Genomic DNA, 17,365 nt, shown 5'->3' on the forward strand with positions numbered 1-17,365 from the left:
AGAGAAAATTAATCGAGATTCGATTATTCCATATAGAGGAGGAAAATAAGTGAGCGATCGTCAAGCGGCGTTAGATATGGCATTAAAACAAATTGAAAAGCAGTTTGGTAAAGGTTCTATTATGAAATTGGGAGAACAGACCGACCGCAGGGTTTCAACTGTTTCAAGCGGTTCCTTGGCCTTGGATGTTGCACTTGGAGTGGGAGGCTATCCGCGCGGAAGGGTAATTGAGGTATATGGTCCTGAGAGCTCTGGTAAAACAACTGTTACGCTTCATGCTATTGCTGAGGTACAAGCGGCTGGCGGAACAGCTGCTTTCATTGACGCTGAGCATGCGTTGGACCCTGTTTATGCTCAAAAACTTGGAGTGAACATTGATGAGCTTCTTCTTTCACAGCCGGACACTGGAGAGCAGGCTCTGGAGATTGCAGAAGCATTAGTTCGAAGCGGAGCTGTAGATATTTTAATTATTGACTCTGTAGCGGCTTTAGTGCCTAAAGCAGAAATTGAAGGAGAAATGGGCGATTCTCATGTCGGCCTTCAGGCAAGAATGATGTCTCAAGCGCTGCGTAAATTATCCGGTGCAATCAATAAATCGAATACGATTGCTATTTTCATTAATCAGATTCGTGAAAAAATCGGTGTCATGTTCGGTAATCCAGAAACTACCCCTGGAGGCCGTGCCCTGAAATTCTATTCTACAGTTCGTCTGGAAGTAAGGCGCGCTGAACAGTTGAAACAGGGAAATGAAGTAGTGGGTAATAAAACAAAGATTAAAGTTGTGAAAAATAAGGTAGCTCCTCCTTTCAGACAAGCTGAAGTGGATATTATGTATGGTGAAGGCATTTCCCGTGAAGGGGAAATTATTGACATGGGTTCTGATTTGGATATCGTTCAAAAGAGCGGTTCTTGGTATTCTTATAATGATGAGCGTCTTGGCCAGGGAAGAGAAAATGCGAAGCTCTTTTTAAAGGAAAACAAAGAGCTGGCTAAAGAAATCTCTCAAAAGATCAGGAATCATTATAACCTGGATGGAGAACATATTGCTTCGGAAGAGGATGACAGCGAAAAGGAACAATTCGAACTTTTGGATTAATAATAGCTGACTAAAACAAGCCTTGGCAATGTATTTGCTGAGGCTTGTTTTACATCGTCCGGTTCGTTTGAAACAAAGGTCGTTATATCGGGGAAACGGAATGGTTAAAAGCACTTTTTGTTCTTCGGAGAACCAAAAATTCAAAATGAACTCTGAATATTCAATAAGAGCAAGGTCAACCCCTTGACAATAAAATTTCTCAACTATACAATTAACTTGTATATTTTACATTTTTTCAAACTGAAATTAAAAACCAAGTGTAGTGTATATTTGAAAATGTACAATGTACTTGCCGACAGTTCAACATTAATGATGTAAAAAGTTCATAGCAAGGGGAGGTGACAAGATGGAACTCATGACAATCATCTTCACTTTGCTTGGCCTATTCGTCGGTGCAGTTGTTGGCTATTTTGTACACAAATCTATGTTTGAAAACAAAATAGCAGGGGCAAAAGGTTCTGCAGAACAGATCATTGAAGATGCTAAGAGGGGTGCAGAGGCCTTAAAAAAGGAAGCCCTATTGGAAGCAAAAGATGAAATTCATAAAATTCGTACCGAAGCTGAACGGGAAGTCCGGGAACGCCGGAACGAATTACAAAAACAAGAGAATCGGTTATTGCAAAAAGAAGAGAATCTTGACCGCAAGGATGAAACGTTAGATAAACGGGAAACCCTTTTGGAGAAGAAAGATGATTCTCTAAACCAAAGACAACAGCATATTGAAGAGATGGAAAGCAAAGTGGACGAGATGGTTCGTAAGCAGCAGACAGAACTTGAAAGAGTTTCTGGTTTAACTCGTGAAGATGCAAGATCAATCATCATTGACCGAATGGAAAATGAGCTTGCTCACGATGTGGCTCTTATGATTAAAGAAAGTGAATTGCGAGCTAAAGAAGAAGCTGATAAGAAAGCTAAAGAAGTTCTATCTCTTGCCATCCAAAGATGTGCAGCTGACCATGTGGCAGAAACAACGGTATCTGTAGTCAATCTTCCGAACGATGAAATGAAGGGTCGGATTATTGGACGTGAGGGACGGAATATCCGGACACTAGAAACGCTTACTGGTATCGATTTAATTATTGATGATACCCCGGAAGCGGTAATTCTTTCTGGATTCGATCCTATAAGGCGTGAAACAGCAAGGCTGGCCCTTGAAAAACTTGTCCAGGACGGAAGAATCCATCCGGCTCGTATTGAGGAAATGGTTGATAAGTCTAGGCGGGAAGTCGACGAGCATATTCGTGAAATTGGTGAACAGACGACTTTTGAAGTTGGTGTTCATGGGCTTCACCCCGATCTTATCAAAATCTTAGGCCGTTTGAAATTCCGTACCAGCTATGGTCAGAACGTGTTGAAACACTCGATAGAAGTAGCTCAGCTTGCCGGATTGCTTGCAGCTGAACTTGGTGAGGATGAAGTGCTTGCCCGTCGGGCTGGCTTGCTGCATGATATTGGAAAAGCCATTGACCATGAGGTTGAAGGCAGTCATGTAGAAATCGGAGTGGAATTAGCTACGAAGTATAAAGAACATCCAGTAGTTATTAACAGTATTGCCTCCCATCATGGGGACACTGAGCCTACTTCGACAATAGCCGTCCTGGTTGCCGCAGCTGATGCACTTTCAGCAGCAAGGCCGGGTGCCAGAAGTGAAACACTTGAAAACTATATCAGACGTCTGGAGAAGCTGGAGGAAATATCCGAATCTTATGATGGAGTGGATAAGTCCTTCGCGATACAGGCAGGACGGGAAGTAAGAATTATCGTTAAACCTGAACAGGTTGATGATTTATCTGCACATCGCCTGGCCAGGGATATCAGAAAACGAATTGAAGAAGAACTCGATTATCCAGGGCATATTAAAGTAACAGTTATTAGAGAAACACGCGCTGTCGAATATGCTAAATAACGAAAACGGAGTGGATTGCCACTCCGTTTTTCTTATGGCTTTTTTAAGGCTCTATACTATTTGTTGGGGTATCCATACAATTGTTTGCATAAAAAATGCACGCAAACATCCAATTCTTTTATACTTGAGTTGCCTAGAAACAAGTAGAGAATGGAGTTGCGTGCACATGAATTTTACCATGAATATTCCCGGTTTAAAAGGGGTTACCATTTTAAAAGTAGAGCAGGTGGAGGAAACGATGAGGGTATATGTGGAGATGGAACGCAGCCTCCAGCAGTGCCCTGACTGCGGAGCTCCCACCTCCCGTGTTCACGACTACCGGATCCAAAAGGTTAAGCACTTAAAGTGGTTTGAGAGGAAGACGGATTTATTCTACAAACGCAGACGGTATGTCTGTGCATGCGGGAAGCGTTTTTCGGAACAAAACCCGTTCGTACAGCGTTACCAGCGTACATCTATTGAATGGAATCAGGCCGTGGGCATACGGGCGATTAAAGGAAAGACCTTTAAAGAAACGGGGGAAACCTACGGTTCTTCGTCTTCTACTATTGTCCGCCGGTTTGACCGTTTGGCTCGGAGTGAAATACGTTCTGTGGAAAAGCTGCCTTCTGTGATTGCCATTGATGAGTATAAAGGAGATACACGAGAAGGAAAATACCAGCTCATCATTGCCGATGGAATCACCAAAAAGCCCTTAGATATCCTGCCTAATCGCTATAAGAATACGATTAAACACTATCTTCAAAAGTATGGGGACCAGGTTCAGGTGGTGATCATGGACATGAGCCATTCTTTTAAATCGGCGGTTCAAAGTGCCTTAGGCCGCCCTGTGATTGTGGCCGATCGCTTTCATTTCTGCCGGTATGTCTATTGGGCGCTGGACGGTGTCCGGAGAAGGGTACAGAAAGAGTTTCACCCGTATGACCGCAAGAAGTGCAAACGTATGAAGCATGTCTTTCACAAGGCCTCCGACCGCCTGACAGAAGAAGACAGATGGCATCTGCATCGTTATTTGGATATGTCGGAAGAGCTTAAAAAAGCGTACGAATTAAAGGAAACCTATCGTGGCTGGTTTGTTCAGGCGAAGGAATCTGGATCGGAAGATATAGGGAAGGTCAAACAGGGCCTGAGAGACTTTTATCGACGGGTCCAGGACTCTGGCATTCCTGAAATGGAGAAAGCCATTACCACGCTCCAAAATTGGCAGACAGAAATCTTAAACAGCTTTGTTTATGGGTATTCGAATGGTTTTTTAGAAGGGATCAACAATTCAACGAAGGTTCTTAAGCGAAATGCGTATGGATTCAGGAATTTCAGCCGTTTTCGGGCAAAAATATTATTAACCCATCAGTTTAAAGGAATTGGGATACATATTGGTTAGGGATGGCGATCAGTCGCCACCCCAACATTTGACGGAGAACCTTTTTTAAAGACAGTCCAGATGATTGAAAGAAGGATTATTTACTCTGAAATCGCAAGGAACAGAGTTTTACAGCAGTTTTATGATACAATACAGATGGAATGGCTAACTTGAACAGAAGAAAGGGTTTTAACATGAAATTGCTGTTTATCGGAGATGTAGTAGGATCTCCCGGAAGAGATATGGTAAAAGAATATTTGCCTAAGATTAAAGAAAAGTATAAACCCCATTTGACGGTCATAAATGGTGAAAATGCCGCAGGAGGACGAGGAATTACGGAAAGGATTTACCGTGATTTCTTGGAGCAGGGAGCGCAGGCGGTGACCATGGGAAATCATACATGGGATAACCGTGATATCTTTGAATTTATTGAGGATGCAAAATATTTAGTCCGTCCGGCGAACTTTCCTGAAGGAACTCCCGGGACAGGTCTTGTCTTTCTGAAGCTGAACAAGCTGGAAGTGGCTGTGATTAACCTGCAGGCAAGAACCTTCATGCCCCCATTGGATTGCCCGTTTCAAAAGGCAGAAGAGCTGGTAGAAGAAGCATTAAAGAGAACTCCCATTATCTTTGTCGATTTCCATGGTGAAGCAACAAGTGAAAAGCAGGCGATGGGATGGTTTCTGGATGGAAAGGTTACAGCTGTAGTAGGGACCCATACACATGTCCAGACTGCCGATAATCGAGTTTTGCCGAAAGGGACAGCCTATATTTCAGACGTAGGTATGACAGGGCCTTACGATGGCATTCTCGGCATGGATCGCCATGCGGTGATTCACCGTTTCCTAACAAGCCTTCCGGTAAGGTTCGAGGTTCCTAAAGAGGGCAGGGCCCTTCTGAGCGGGGTAATCATTGATATTGACGATAAAACAGGAAAGGCTAAAAAAATCGATCGGATTTTAATAAATGATGATCATCCGTTTTTTCATTAATATTTTTCCTGGCAGGCTATTTTCAGATGAATGGTTTTCACGGTCTGAATCCATTTCCCTATCCTCTTGATATTTCCTGATTCCTTAAATTTGTCATAGGAATTATCAAGTAAGAATATAGTAGCAAAGAAAAGAGTTATACTTTGAACTGTTATTTTACTCGGAAAGGGAAAACAAGGAGGACTAGGGGATGGAAATATTAAAGGTTTCAGCAAAATCTAATCCTAATTCTGTAGCAGGCGCTCTGGCAGGGGTTCTCAGGGAAAGAGGCGCAGCTGAGATTCAGGCCATCGGAGCCGGGGCGTTAAATCAAGCCGTCAAGGCCGTAGCGATAGCAAGAGGATTTGTGGCACCCAGTGGAGTCGATTTGATTTGTATTCCTGCCTTTACAGATATTTTAATTGATGGAGAAGAAAGAACGGCGATAAAATTAATTATTGAACCGAGGTAGCGTTCAACATTCCTGTTTGCTTTTGCAAACAGGTTATTTTTTGGCGTATTATTTCATCTAAATAAGAAGGGGGAAAGAAATCATGAGAATATTTGATGCCCACTGCGATGCTTTAATGAAATTGTTTATGGACCCAGCTGCCTCTTTTAATGATAGTGAAAACCTTCATATAACAAAGAAAGAATTAAAGGAAACCGGGGGCAAGGTCCAGTGCTTTGCGATTTACATACCTGAGAAAGTTCATCCGGGAATGAGATTTTCATCAGCTTTGGCAATGGTTGATCTATTTTATGAGAAAATCTTGAACGAACCGGAAATGAAAATGGTTCGGACCAAATCGGATATTGAATCTCTTCGAGAGGGAGAGATAGGTGCTGTATTGACATTGGAAGGCTGTGACTGTATTGGTGACGATATAGTAAAACTTAAAACCCTTATAAGGCTGGGGGTGGCTTCTGTCGGTCTGACATGGAATTATGGGAATATGGTGGCTGATGGAGCTTTAGAACCAAGAGGAGGAGGTCTTACGCAATTTGGCCGTGAAGCAGTAGCTGTGCTGAATAAAGAACATGTGTGGTGTGATGTTTCACACTTGTCTGAATCTGCTTTCTGGGATACTGTAGAGGATGCGCACTTTCCGATTGCTTCCCATTCAAATGCCTATCAGCTTTGTGAGCATCCAAGAAATTTAAAAGATGAGCAAATCAAGGCTTTGATTCAGAAGAACGGAACAATTGGCGTTACCTTTGTACCAAAATTTTTGCATCCATCCGGACAGGCGGCAATTAAGGATATCTTGCTCCATGTAGAGCATATTTGCAGTCTCGGAGGTCAAGATCATGTGGGGTTTGGATCGGACTTTGACGGAATAGAGCAAACGGTTCAGGGAATGACGGCCTTTAGGGGGTATACAGCCTTGGGGGAGGAACTGTTGAAGTTCTATCCTGAGAAATTAGTCCGGAACCTATTATTCCACAATTTTGTGAAGGCTTTTCCGCGTTAAGTCTTTTAAAAAGGTGTTTCGCTCACCAAAAACTCTGAATCAATATAATATATTCAGAAAATACTGACTTCCATTTTAAGAGACTTGCATTTTTATAGCGAAAGGTCTAGAATTGAAACGTTTAGTACTCCTTTCCGTTATTATTCGAGATTCCGATGGCTTCTCTATAGAGAAAGGAGAAATCATCTGATTTACTAATCATTATTTTGACATATTTTTAAGATACATAAAGGAGTGTAGAGCATGATCAATCAACTTTCTTGGAAAGTTGGCGGACAACAGGGGGAAGGCATTGAAAGTACAGGGGAAATTTTTTGTATTGCCTTGAACCGCCTTGGGTATTATCTGTACGGTTACCGTCATTTCTCTTCCCGAATTAAGGGAGGACATACCAATAATAAGATTCGTGTAAGTACATCGGAAACACGAGCTATTTCTGATGATTTAGATATATTAATAGCGTTTGACCAAGAAACAATCGACGTTAATTATCATGAATTGCATGAGGGCGGAGTCATTATTGCGGATGCGAAGTTTAATCCTGTGAAACCGGAAAATACATGCGCCGAATTATATGTTGTCCCATTTACTGATATTGCATCAGAAAATGGAACATCTTTGATGAAAAATATGGTGGCCATCGGTTCTACCTGTGCAGTTCTGAATATGGAAATTTCAGTATTTAACGATGTTGTCGATGAAATTTTCGGACGTAAGGGCGCCGAAATAGTAGAGAAAAATATGAATGCGATTACGGCTGGTTATGAGTTTATGAAACCATTGCTTGGGGACAGGCTTGGCGCAATGCAACTGGAAAAAGCAGATGGAAAGAAACGAATGTTCATGATTGGCAATGATGCGATAGCACTCGGAGCACTTGCCGGGGGCTGCCGTTTTATGGCTGCGTATCCAATCACTCCTGCTTCTGAAATCATGGAATATTTAATAAAAAAATTGCCGGAGCTTGGAGGCACAGTCATCCAGACGGAAGATGAAATTGCAGCTGCGACGATGGCGATCGGGGCGAATTATAGCGGTGTGCGCGCTTTGACTGCTTCCGCCGGTCCAGGATTATCATTGAAGATGGAGGCGATCGGTCTTGCCGGAATGACAGAGACGCCAATTGTCATTGTGGATACTCAGCGAGGAGGGCCATCAACAGGTTTGCCGACAAAACAGGAACAATCAGACTTAATGGCGATGATTTATGGAACCCATGGGGAAATTCCGAAAATTGTCATGGCGCCAAGCACAGTTGAAGAGGCTTTCTATGATACTGCAGAGGCCTTTAACCTTGCGGAAGAATATCAATGTCCGGTCATTGTTCTGTCCGATTTACAGCTATCGCTGGGGAAACAGACGGTTGAACCGCTTGATTATAATAAAGTTGAAATCAGGCGCGGTAAACTGGCCGATCACGAATTGCCTGAGTTGGAAAAACACGAGTATTTTAAACGTTATGAAGTAACTGGCGATGGAGTTTCTCCAAGAGTCCTGCCTGGTATGAAAGGCGGAATCCATCATGTAACAGGAGTTGAGCATGATGAAACAGGGAAGCCTTCTGAATCGGCAGCAAACAGAAAAGCCCAAATGGATAAGCGAATGAGGAAAATCGCCAATCTGTCATTTAATACTCCTGTATATAAAAATGCTCCTCATGAAGAAGCGGATTTATTAATCATAGGATTTAATTCTACTAGAGGAACAATTGAAGAGGCGGTTACTAGAATTGAGAAAGACGGAATAAAAGTGAATCATGCTCAAATTCGTTTAATCCATCCATTCCCAGTGGATGATGTTCTTCCGCTTGTTCAATCTGCCCAAAAAGTTGTGGTCATTGAGAATAATGCAACGGGGCAATTAGCCAATATTCTAAAAATGAATGTGGGGCATATCCATAAAATTTCCAGCATTTTGAAATATGACGGCACCCCATTTTTACCGCATGAGGTTCATACACAATGCAAGGAGTTGTTTTAATATGGCAACATTTAAAGACTTTCGTAACAATGTAAAACCAAACTGGTGTCCAGGCTGCGGTGATTTTTCCGTTCAGGCTGCTATCCAGCGTGCGTCGGCAAATGTGGGGCTTGTGCCGGAAGAACTTGCCGTGGTATCCGGGATTGGTTGTTCGGGACGAATTTCGGGTTATATAAAATCGTATGGTTTTCATGGTATTCACGGCCGTTCTCTTCCAATCGCACAAGGAGTGAAAATGGCTAATCGTGATTTGACTGTCATTGCTTCCGGCGGGGACGGAGACGGTTTTGCAATCGGTATGGGACATACGATCCATGCTATTAGAAGAAACATCGATATTACCTATATTGTCATGGATAATCAAATATATGGATTGACCAAAGGACAGACTTCTCCCCGTTCTGGGACAGGCTTTAAAACGAAGTCTACTCCTGAAGGATCCATCGAACAAGCGGTTTCTCCTATGGAACTGGCACTATCTGCAGGCGCAACCTTTGTAGCCCAGAGCTTCTCTACGGACCTGAAAGATTTAACCGCTATTATTGAAGCGGGAATCAATCATAAAGGATTCTCTTTCATTAATGTATTCAGTCCTTGTGTCACATACAATAAAGTTAACACTTACGATTGGTTTAAAGAAAACCTGACAAAGCTGAATACAATCGAAGAATACGACACTTCCGATAAAGAAATGGCTATGCAGACATTAATGAAACATAACAGCTTAGTAACTGGCATAATCTATCAAGATACAGATAGAGCTTCTTACCAGGAATTGATTCCGGGATATAAAGAAGAGGCGCTGACTAAGTCAGATTTGACTTTAGATCAGGCTCATTTTGATAAATTAATGAATGAATTCATGTAAAAAAAGGGTTCTCTCCATTTTGGAGAGGACCCTTTCAGATTGTCGACAAAAGGCCTTCAGAATGGTCTCATTCTGAAGGCCTTTTGTCTTTTTGAGATTTTCTTAGGTATTTTATGGTCTGATTTTAAGCAAAATGCTCTTCGAGTATTCTATTTTAGACCATAGCCGAAGCTTGCCATGTCCAATTGGCAAGCTTCTTTAAATTCATAGCAGCAAAAGCAAGCATCGCCTGCATGGACAATTTTTTAATCCCTCGAAGGGCTGTCCATCGCATACCATGCTTTTCTTTCGCATCCGCAAAGACACGTTCATTCGTTTCTTTGCGTCTTGCATATATTTGTTTAATATCGTTTTGATGACGAAGATGATCTGCTTCCTCCACATACTGCGCCCAAATATGACGTTCAATCATTTTTCTGTGCTCCTTACTATTTGTACATTGAGCGAGTAAAGGACAATTGGCACATTGAACTGGGTTCGACTTGTATTGGCGTTTGCCTTCTTTGGTGGTAGTTGAATATTTTAGAACCTGTCCTTCCGGACATAGGTAGCAATCATAGTACTCGTCATATACATAATCGTGCTTGCGTAAAAACCCATCTTTCGTTTTGGGTCTTGTATAAGGAAGTACTGGTTGAATCTCATGTTCAAATAAGAATTTAGTAATCGCAGGAGTTTTATAAGCAGCATCGGCAGCAACAGCAAGTGGCTTCTTCACTTTTTCCATAACCTTTTCAACAAGTGGCTGAAGCATATGACTATCATGAACATTTCCAGGTGTCACAACCGCCCCAAGTATAAACCCATACCGGTCCGCAGCCGCATGGAATGAATAAGCAAACTGTTTCGTTCTTTCATCTTTTACATAATAGTCACTTTCAGGATCTGTTGTACTCTCTTTAATCTCCTTAACTTCTTCTTTTTCAAATTTATCTGATGGGAATGGTTTCTTCCCATGATCAACTCGATCCTGATTCAATTCTTCTTGAAGTTTAGCTTCATATGCCCGAGTCTCTTTACGAACTATCTTCTTTTCGAATTTACGTTTATTCGCACTTGCTTTAACATGTGTTGAATCGATGAAGACATGGTCAGCACTTAGTAGTCCTTTATCTGCAATTTCTTTAAGAATTCGATAGAAAATCTGTTCGAAGATATCCGTATCTTGGAAACGACGTTCATAATTTTTACCGAAGGTAGAAAAGTGCGGTACTTCTGAATGAAATCCAAACCCTAAAAACCAACGATACGCCATATTTGTTTCAATTTCTCTTATTGTTTGACGCATTGAACGAATTCCAAATACATATTGAACAAATGTCATTTTAATTAATACGACTGGATCAACACTAGGTCGACCTAGTGTTGAATACAGTGATTCAACTAGTGGATAGATGAAAGAAAAATCAATCGCTGATTCAAGCTTTCTGACCAAATGATCCTGTGGTACAAGTTGCTCTATTGTAATCATTTCCATTTGATCACGTTCACTTATTTGATTTTTTGTCATCATATCCATTCACCTCAGACATTTATTTAGAAAGGAGTTGATTGTAGTGCAGGCGGCGACTCCTGCGGGAAAAGCGTGAAGGCCGATACCCCGCAGGAGCAAAGCGACGAGGAGGATTGGGCCACGCCCGCGGAAAGCGTCCGCCGAAACGAAAATCAACTAACACTATTTCAAAAACTATTACTATTATTTTAAAAGAAAAAAGCCTGTAGGCAAACTCGAAATTTCGAGTTTGTCTACAGGCTGAAAGGGTTCTCTCCATTTTGGAGAGGACCCTTTTACAATTAGCTGGCTACCTTAAAACCAGCATCTTCTTCTGCAGCATCTGCCGAAACCAAAATTCCCTTGGTTCCCCCGGCAGTGATGCTTGCCGTGGTCTCTTTCATCATCATAGCTTCCGCGAACTTCGTTATTGCGATTGCCGCAATCGACAAAAATATTAATATTTTCGACATCTCGGTTATTCCGTTCACGGCCTCTATTATTTTCTCTGTTTCTATGGTCCTCTCTGCATCTATGATTTTCTCTGCATGACATGTAAGCCACTCTCCCTTTAAATGTTTTTACACCATATACTATGTAACGCAGGACAAGTTGAAAGGGAGGTTTGTCCAGAAAAGTAAAATATGTGTTTGAACTATATTTACACCCTTTTAGAAAAGAAAAGCGAAAAAAGGTCTAGACGGCCGTCATGATTCATAAAGATAGAATATTCTCGTTTATTGGGTGAGGAGTGTGGCCATGTGAAAGAAAAAATGAAAGCATTGGTCAAACCATTTAGCAGAGCTGGAGCAGAAATGAAAATGGTAGATATTCCTGCTATAAAAGATGATGAAGTCTTGATTAAAGTGAAAGCAGCCTCTATTTGCGGTACGGATGTTCATATTTTCAGCTGGGATAAATGGGCAGAAAAAAGAGTGAAGCCCCCCTATACAATGGGGCATGAATTTACAGGAGAAATTGTACAGATTGGGCGGAATGTCAAAAATGCGATGATCGGAGATTTGGTAACGGCTGAAACTCATATAATCTGTCATCATTGTCCCCAATGTTTGGAAGGCAACCACCATGTTTGCCGGAACACAAAAATTCTCGGTGTCGATCGGGATGGGAGTTTCGCTGAGTATGTTGCGGTTCCATCCTTTAATATCTGGAAAAATCCAGCTGGGATTTCCCTTGCAGAGGCAGCTATCCTTGAACCTTTAGGAAATGCCGTCCATACAGTGCTTTCCGGTGAAGTGACAGGAAAAATGGTAGCCATTATTGGGTGCGGGCCGATTGGCCTGATGGCAATAGCTGTCGCTAAAGCAGCAGGAGCAGCGGCTGTAATTGCTATAGATGTAAACGAGCATCGATTAGATTTGGCAAAGAGACTGGGAGCTTCATATGAAATTAATTCTTCCAAGGAAAATACGATAGATAAAGTGAAAAAAATTACGTCAGACTGCGGGGCAGAAGTCGTTTGTGAGATGAGCGGTAACCCGCGGGCTGTTGAACAGGCTTTTGAAATCATTACACCTGGAGGACGAATGTCCATCTTAAGTCTCCCGCCGGCTCCAATTGCCATTGATTTCGCTGAAAATTTAGTACTGAAAGGAATTACGGTCAAAGGGATAAGCGGAAGAAGAATTTTTTCAACATGGAGGAAGCTGACTGGCATGCTTTCCTCAGGAATCCTTGATATTAAGCCGCTTGTCACGCACACGCTTCCGCTGGAGGAGTATAAACAGGGGTTTGAGATGATGAGTAACGGACAATGCGGCAAAGTGCTGCTCCTGCCGTAAATGATTGAAGTTCGTTCGGTCCATTTTTGATAAATGCTTGCCGTTCTTTGCATACCAGTTCCTGGCTGATTGGTATGCAAAGCTCGATTTTTGTTTTGAAACTAGCTAAATATTTCGAGGAGGAAGTGAAGAAATGGCTGATTTTTCTTTTCTGGATAATGATTTCAAACTTCTTAAAAATGAAGGACTTTCACATAAAAAGAATCCATTAGAAACAGAGCAGGGAGCAAAGATAAGAATGGGAGGAAGAGAGGTTATCCAGCTTTCTTCGAATAATTATCTTGGATTGACTGCACATCCCCATGTAAAAAAGGCAGCGATTGATGGAGTGAAAAAATACGGAGCGGGGACAGGGTCTGTCCGGACTATTGCAGGAACTTTCACCATTCATGAAGAACTTGAACAAAAGCTCGCCGCGTTTAAAAAAACAGAGTCCGCTATTGTCTTCCAATCAGGATTCACGGCCAATCAGGCCATCCTTTCTTCTGTTTTAACAGAAAAGGATGTCATTCTGACGGATGAACTGAACCACGCTTCCATTATTGATGGAATCAGACTGTCAAAAGCTGAAAGGAAAATCTATCATCATGTAGATATGAATTCCTTGGAAACAGCGTTAAAACAATCGATGAAATACAGAAACCGCCTAATTGTGACTGATGGGGTTTTTTCGATGGATGGGAATATCGCGCCGCTCCCGGAGATTGTAACGCTTGCTGAAAAATACGATGCTTTAGTGATGGTTGATGATGCACATGCTTCAGGAGTATTGGGTGAAAATGGAAGAGGAACGGTCAATCATTATGGGTTAGATGGGAAAGTCCATATTCAGATCGGAACACTGAGTAAGGCAATCGGTGTTTTGGGAGGGTACGCGGCCGGAAGCAGAAGCCTGATTGACTATTTAGCCTGTCATGGACGTCCGTACCTATTCAGCACTTCACACCCGCCGGCCGTTACGATGGCTTGCAGCGCAGCGATCGATGTGTTGCTTTCAGAGCCAGAAAGGATTGAGAAGTTAAGAAGGAATGCCAGGTATTTCAAAAACGGTCTTCAATCTGCCGGATTTGACACGGGAAAGAGTGAAACTCCGATCACTCCGGTCATGACAGGAAAGGAGCAGCTTGCCTTTGAACTTTCCAATAAGCTGTTAGAATATGGCGTTCTTGCCAAAGGCATTGCCTATCCGACAGTAGCGAAGGGGGAAGCAAGGGTAAGAACCATTGTAACGGCGGATCACTCTGAGAAGGATTTGAACGATGCGCTTGCCGCTTTTTCCAAGGCCGGCAAGGAACTGCAGATCATCTAATTCCATGAAGCTCTGAATAGGAAATACGCAGCTGGGGTGTATTGTGAAGATTCTTGCACAATTTGTTACGCAGTCTGCTGCACTATTGTTTCTGGCTAAGAAAAGCTTTATACTAAGTAATGTCAGAGATCCACCCAATGTATGGAAAAAAATTGATGAACAAATAAAAATGCCATTTTAATTAATTGGAAGATAGTTAGCTCTTGAATCAGCTCTTGAAGTCTAGCTCAGAAGAAAGGAGTTCAACATGAACGAAAAACAACGAATGCAATCACAGCAAGTACAGGCTGAGAAACCAGCGGACAAAAAATCCGAAAAGGACTACAGCAAATACTTTCAAGCTGTGTATGTGCCGCCTTCCTTGAAAGACGCAAAAAAACGCGGTAAGGAAGAAGTGAAATATGAGAAAGATTTCGCCATTCCAGAGGAATTTCGCGGGATGGGAGAAGGCAAACGGTTTTATATCCGTACATATGGATGCCAAATGAATGAGCATGATACAGAAGTAATGGCAGGGATTTTCATGGCCCTTGGATATGAAGCCTGCGAATCTGTTCAGGAAGCGGACGTGATTCTGCTTAATACGTGCGCAATCCGTGAAAACGCGGAAAATAAAGTATTTGGCGAGCTTGGCCACCTTAAGCCATTAAAGCTGGAAAAGCCGGATTTGCTTATCGGTGTCTGCGGCTGTATGTCACAGGAAGAGTCGGTTGTAAATCGGATTCTCGCCAAGCATCATTTTGTTGATATGATATTTGGAACGCATAATATTCACCGCCTGCCTCAAATCCTCAACGAAGCTTATATGTCAAAAGAGATGGTCATCGAGGTGTGGTCTAAAGAGGGAGATGTTATTGAAAATCTTCCTAAGGTACGGAAAGGCCAGACTAAAGCATGGGTGAATATTATGTACGGATGTGATAAGTTCTGTACCTACTGTATCGTTCCATATACCCGAGGGAAAGAAAGAAGCCGGCGTCCTGAGGAAATTATTCAGGAAGTCCGCCATTTAGCTTCTCAAGGGTACAAGGAAATTACCTTGCTCGGGCAGAATGTGAATGCATACGGGAAAGACTTTACTGATCTCGACTACCGTCTTGGCGACCTGATGGATGAAATCCGCAAAATTGATATCCCAAGGGTCCGCTTTACGACCAGCCATCCGCGGGACTTTGATGATCACTTGATTGAAGTATTGGCGAAGGGTGGAAATCTGGTAGATCATATTCATTTGCCGGTTCAGTCCGGAAGTACCGATATTTTAAAAATTATGGCCAGAAAATATACCCGTGAGCACTACCTTGAGCTAGTACGCAAGATTAAAGCGGCGATTCCGAATGTCTCTTTGACAACCGATATTATCGTCGGCTACCCAAATGAGACGGAAGAGCAATTCGAAGAAACGATCTCGCTGTATAAAGAAGTTGGTTTTGATGCAGCATACACGTTCATTTATTCTCCGAGGGAAGGTACTCCTGCTGCAAAAATGAAGGATAATGTCCCGTTAGAAATAAAGAAAGACCGTCTTCAGCGCCTGAATGCAATAGTGAATGAATTTTCTGCCCAGAAAATGAAAGAATATGCTGGGAAAGTTGTGGAAGTACTTGTCGAAGGTGAAAGTAAAAACAACCCAGAAGTACTGGCTGGATATACTACGAAAAATAAGCTGGTGAATTTCAAAGCTCCTAAATCTGTCATCGGACAAGTCGTGAAGGTGAAAATAACCGAAACTCGCACTTGGTCGCTGAATGGAGAGTGGGTTGAGGAAGCAGCAGCTGTAAAGGTGGACTAATATGGCGAAATATTCGAAAGAAGACATCTTAAACAGAGCGGCAGAATTGGCAGGAATGATTGCAGAAACAGAAGAAGTCGATTTTTTCAAACGGGCAGAAGCAGCCATAAATGACAACCAGAAGATTCGGGAAATGATAGCGAGTATCAAGAGCCTTCAAAAACAGGCTGTAAATTTTCAGCATTATGGTAAAGAAAAGGCCTATCACCAGGTACAGTCAAAAATTGATGCTCTGGAAAATGAACTAAATGAAATTCCGATTGTCCAGGAATTCAAACAGTCGCAGGGAGATGTGAATGATTTACTTCAGATGGTTGCTTCACAGGTTTCTAATAAGGTAACCGACCTGATTATTGAAGCTACAGATGGGGATATTCTGCGCGGTGAAACAGGTTCTAAAGTACAATCCGGCGACAGCTGTTCCTGATTTGTGCAGCTGAGCGGATAAATGGTACGGCCGTCCTGAGGACATACATTTTATAAGAACCTCCGATTTTTTCGGAGGTTCTTTCTTTATATGCAGGGCCTTCCTTCTCATACCAGTGCCCAATCGTGACACATATCTATAAGATAGGCATAAAATATCCTAGCTTTACATTATAAAAAAGCAGTTTTCATCAGGATGTTATGTAGCACACTAGACTTTTACCATGCATACGATAAATGGAAACTGTATGAGGAGGGTTCGCTAGCATGTCACAATATAGAGAGATAATAACCAAAGCGGTGGTGGCAAAAGGACGTAAATATACGAAGTCCTCACACACCATTTGCCCGGCTCATCATCCTTCCAGCATTCTGGGTTGTTGGATCATCAACCATAAATATGAAGCAAAAAAGGTCGGCAAAAAGGTAGAAATACACGGCAGCTACGAAATAAACGTTTGGTATTCATATAATCATAATACAAAAACGGAAGTCGTCACTGAAAAAGTGCGGTATACCGACGTTATTTCGCTGAAGTACCGTGATCCGGACTGCCTGGATGATCAAGAAATCGTAGCTAAAGCTGTTCAGCAGCCTAATTGCCTGGAAGCAAGCATTTCCCCTTGCGGACAAAAGATCATTGTTTATGTTGAAAGGGAATTTTTTGTGGAGGTCATAGGTGAAACGAAGATTTGTGTAGCTGTCTCCCCTAATGGCCGCTGTGATGATGATTGGGATTTTGAATTGGAAGAGGAAGATGAATTCGAAGATTTGGATCCTCATTTCCTGGATGAATTCGAAGACGAATAATATTCAAGAAATGAGTTTATGAATAAATGCTGAAGGAAAAACTGCTACCGGATGGACGATGTTCCATCCGGCTTTATT

At 42.2% G+C, this 17,365-nt stretch carries 15 protein-coding genes; 13 read left to right on the plus strand and 2 right to left on the minus strand.

Annotated elements, in window-relative coordinates; genetic code table 11:
* The first annotated feature begins 49 nt into the window (after positions 1–49).
* From recA to BQ4305_RS20060, 8 genes are all read left to right on the plus strand, one after another.
* Positions 50–1,096 (plus strand): recombinase RecA, encoded by a 1,047-nt coding sequence (gene recA / locus BQ4305_RS20025; protein ID WP_110929486.1) that lies wholly within the window; start codon positions 50–52, stop codon positions 1,094–1,096.
* 346 nt (positions 1,097–1,442) lie between these two features.
* On the plus strand, positions 1,443–3,002 hold the full coding sequence (gene rny / locus BQ4305_RS20030; protein WP_110929487.1) for a ribonuclease Y: 1,560 nt from the start codon (positions 1,443–1,445) through the stop codon (positions 3,000–3,002).
* Positions 3,003–3,162: 160 nt separating this feature from the next.
* On the plus strand, positions 3,163–4,383 hold the full coding sequence (locus BQ4305_RS20035) for an ISL3 family transposase (RefSeq protein WP_199880690.1): 1,221 nt from the start codon (positions 3,163–3,165) through the stop codon (positions 4,381–4,383).
* A gap of 173 nt (positions 4,384–4,556) precedes the next feature.
* Positions 4,557–5,354 carry a TIGR00282 family metallophosphoesterase gene (locus BQ4305_RS20040; RefSeq protein WP_110929488.1) on the plus strand — a complete coding sequence of 266 codons (798 nt, stop codon included), beginning with the start codon at positions 4,557–4,559 and terminating at the stop codon, positions 5,352–5,354.
* A gap of 190 nt (positions 5,355–5,544) precedes the next feature.
* Positions 5,545–5,805: a stage V sporulation protein SpoVS gene (spoVS, locus tag BQ4305_RS20045; RefSeq protein ID WP_029281188.1), complete on the plus strand. Its 261-nt coding sequence runs from the start codon at positions 5,545–5,547 to the stop codon at positions 5,803–5,805.
* Between the two features lie 82 nt (positions 5,806–5,887).
* Entirely contained in the window at positions 5,888–6,808 is a 921-nt protein-coding gene (locus BQ4305_RS20050) for a dipeptidase (protein ID WP_110929489.1), read from the plus strand.
* A gap of 243 nt (positions 6,809–7,051) precedes the next feature.
* A complete protein-coding gene (locus BQ4305_RS20055) occupies positions 7,052–8,788 on the plus strand; it encodes a 2-oxoacid:acceptor oxidoreductase subunit alpha (RefSeq protein ID WP_110929490.1) in 1,737 nt (578 codons plus the stop codon).
* Between the two features lies 1 nt (position 8,789).
* The gene (locus tag BQ4305_RS20060; RefSeq protein ID WP_110929491.1) at positions 8,790–9,656 is read left to right on the plus strand and encodes a 2-oxoacid:ferredoxin oxidoreductase subunit beta; all 867 of its coding nucleotides are present in this window, start codon (positions 8,790–8,792) and stop codon (positions 9,654–9,656) included.
* A 154-nt stretch (positions 9,657–9,810) separates the two neighbouring features.
* Here BQ4305_RS20060 and BQ4305_RS20065 read toward each other — a convergent pair whose 3' ends face one another.
* Together BQ4305_RS20065 and BQ4305_RS21710 are read right to left on the minus strand one after the other, a co-directional pair.
* Positions 9,811–11,169 carry an IS1182 family transposase gene (locus BQ4305_RS20065; RefSeq protein WP_110929492.1) on the minus strand — a complete coding sequence of 453 codons (1,359 nt, stop codon included), beginning with the start codon at positions 11,167–11,169 and terminating at the stop codon, positions 9,811–9,813.
* 281 nt (positions 11,170–11,450) lie between these two features.
* Positions 11,451–11,621 carry a hypothetical protein gene (locus BQ4305_RS21710; protein ID WP_199880770.1) on the minus strand — a complete coding sequence of 57 codons (171 nt, stop codon included), beginning with the start codon at positions 11,619–11,621 and terminating at the stop codon, positions 11,451–11,453.
* A gap of 288 nt (positions 11,622–11,909) precedes the next feature.
* Here BQ4305_RS21710 and tdh point away from each other — a divergent pair, with 288 nt between their 5' ends.
* The 5 genes from tdh (at position 11,910) to BQ4305_RS20090 (ending at position 17,287) form a co-directional block, all read left to right on the plus strand.
* Entirely contained in the window at positions 11,910–12,950 is a 1,041-nt protein-coding gene (gene tdh, locus BQ4305_RS20070; protein WP_234397011.1) for an L-threonine 3-dehydrogenase, read from the plus strand.
* 133 nt (positions 12,951–13,083) lie between these two features.
* Positions 13,084–14,259, plus strand: a complete 1,176-nt coding sequence (locus BQ4305_RS20075) for a glycine C-acetyltransferase (protein WP_110929493.1) — start codon at positions 13,084–13,086, stop codon at positions 14,257–14,259.
* Positions 14,260–14,506: 247 nt separating this feature from the next.
* Entirely contained in the window at positions 14,507–16,051 is a 1,545-nt protein-coding gene (gene miaB, locus BQ4305_RS20080; RefSeq protein ID WP_110929494.1) for a tRNA (N6-isopentenyl adenosine(37)-C2)-methylthiotransferase MiaB, read from the plus strand.
* A gap of 1 nt (position 16,052) precedes the next feature.
* Positions 16,053–16,478 (plus strand): YlbF/YmcA family competence regulator, encoded by a 426-nt coding sequence (locus BQ4305_RS20085; protein WP_110929495.1) that lies wholly within the window; start codon positions 16,053–16,055, stop codon positions 16,476–16,478.
* A 266-nt stretch (positions 16,479–16,744) separates the two neighbouring features.
* On the plus strand, positions 16,745–17,287 hold the full coding sequence (locus BQ4305_RS20090; RefSeq protein WP_110929496.1) for an outer spore coat protein CotE: 543 nt from the start codon (positions 16,745–16,747) through the stop codon (positions 17,285–17,287).
* Positions 17,288–17,365 lie beyond the last annotated feature (78 nt).

Origin of the sequence: Bacillus massiliglaciei (assembly GCF_900098925.1) — a bacterium.
GTDB classification, from domain to species: Bacteria; Bacillota; Bacilli; order Bacillales; family DSM-1321; genus Peribacillus; species Peribacillus massiliglaciei.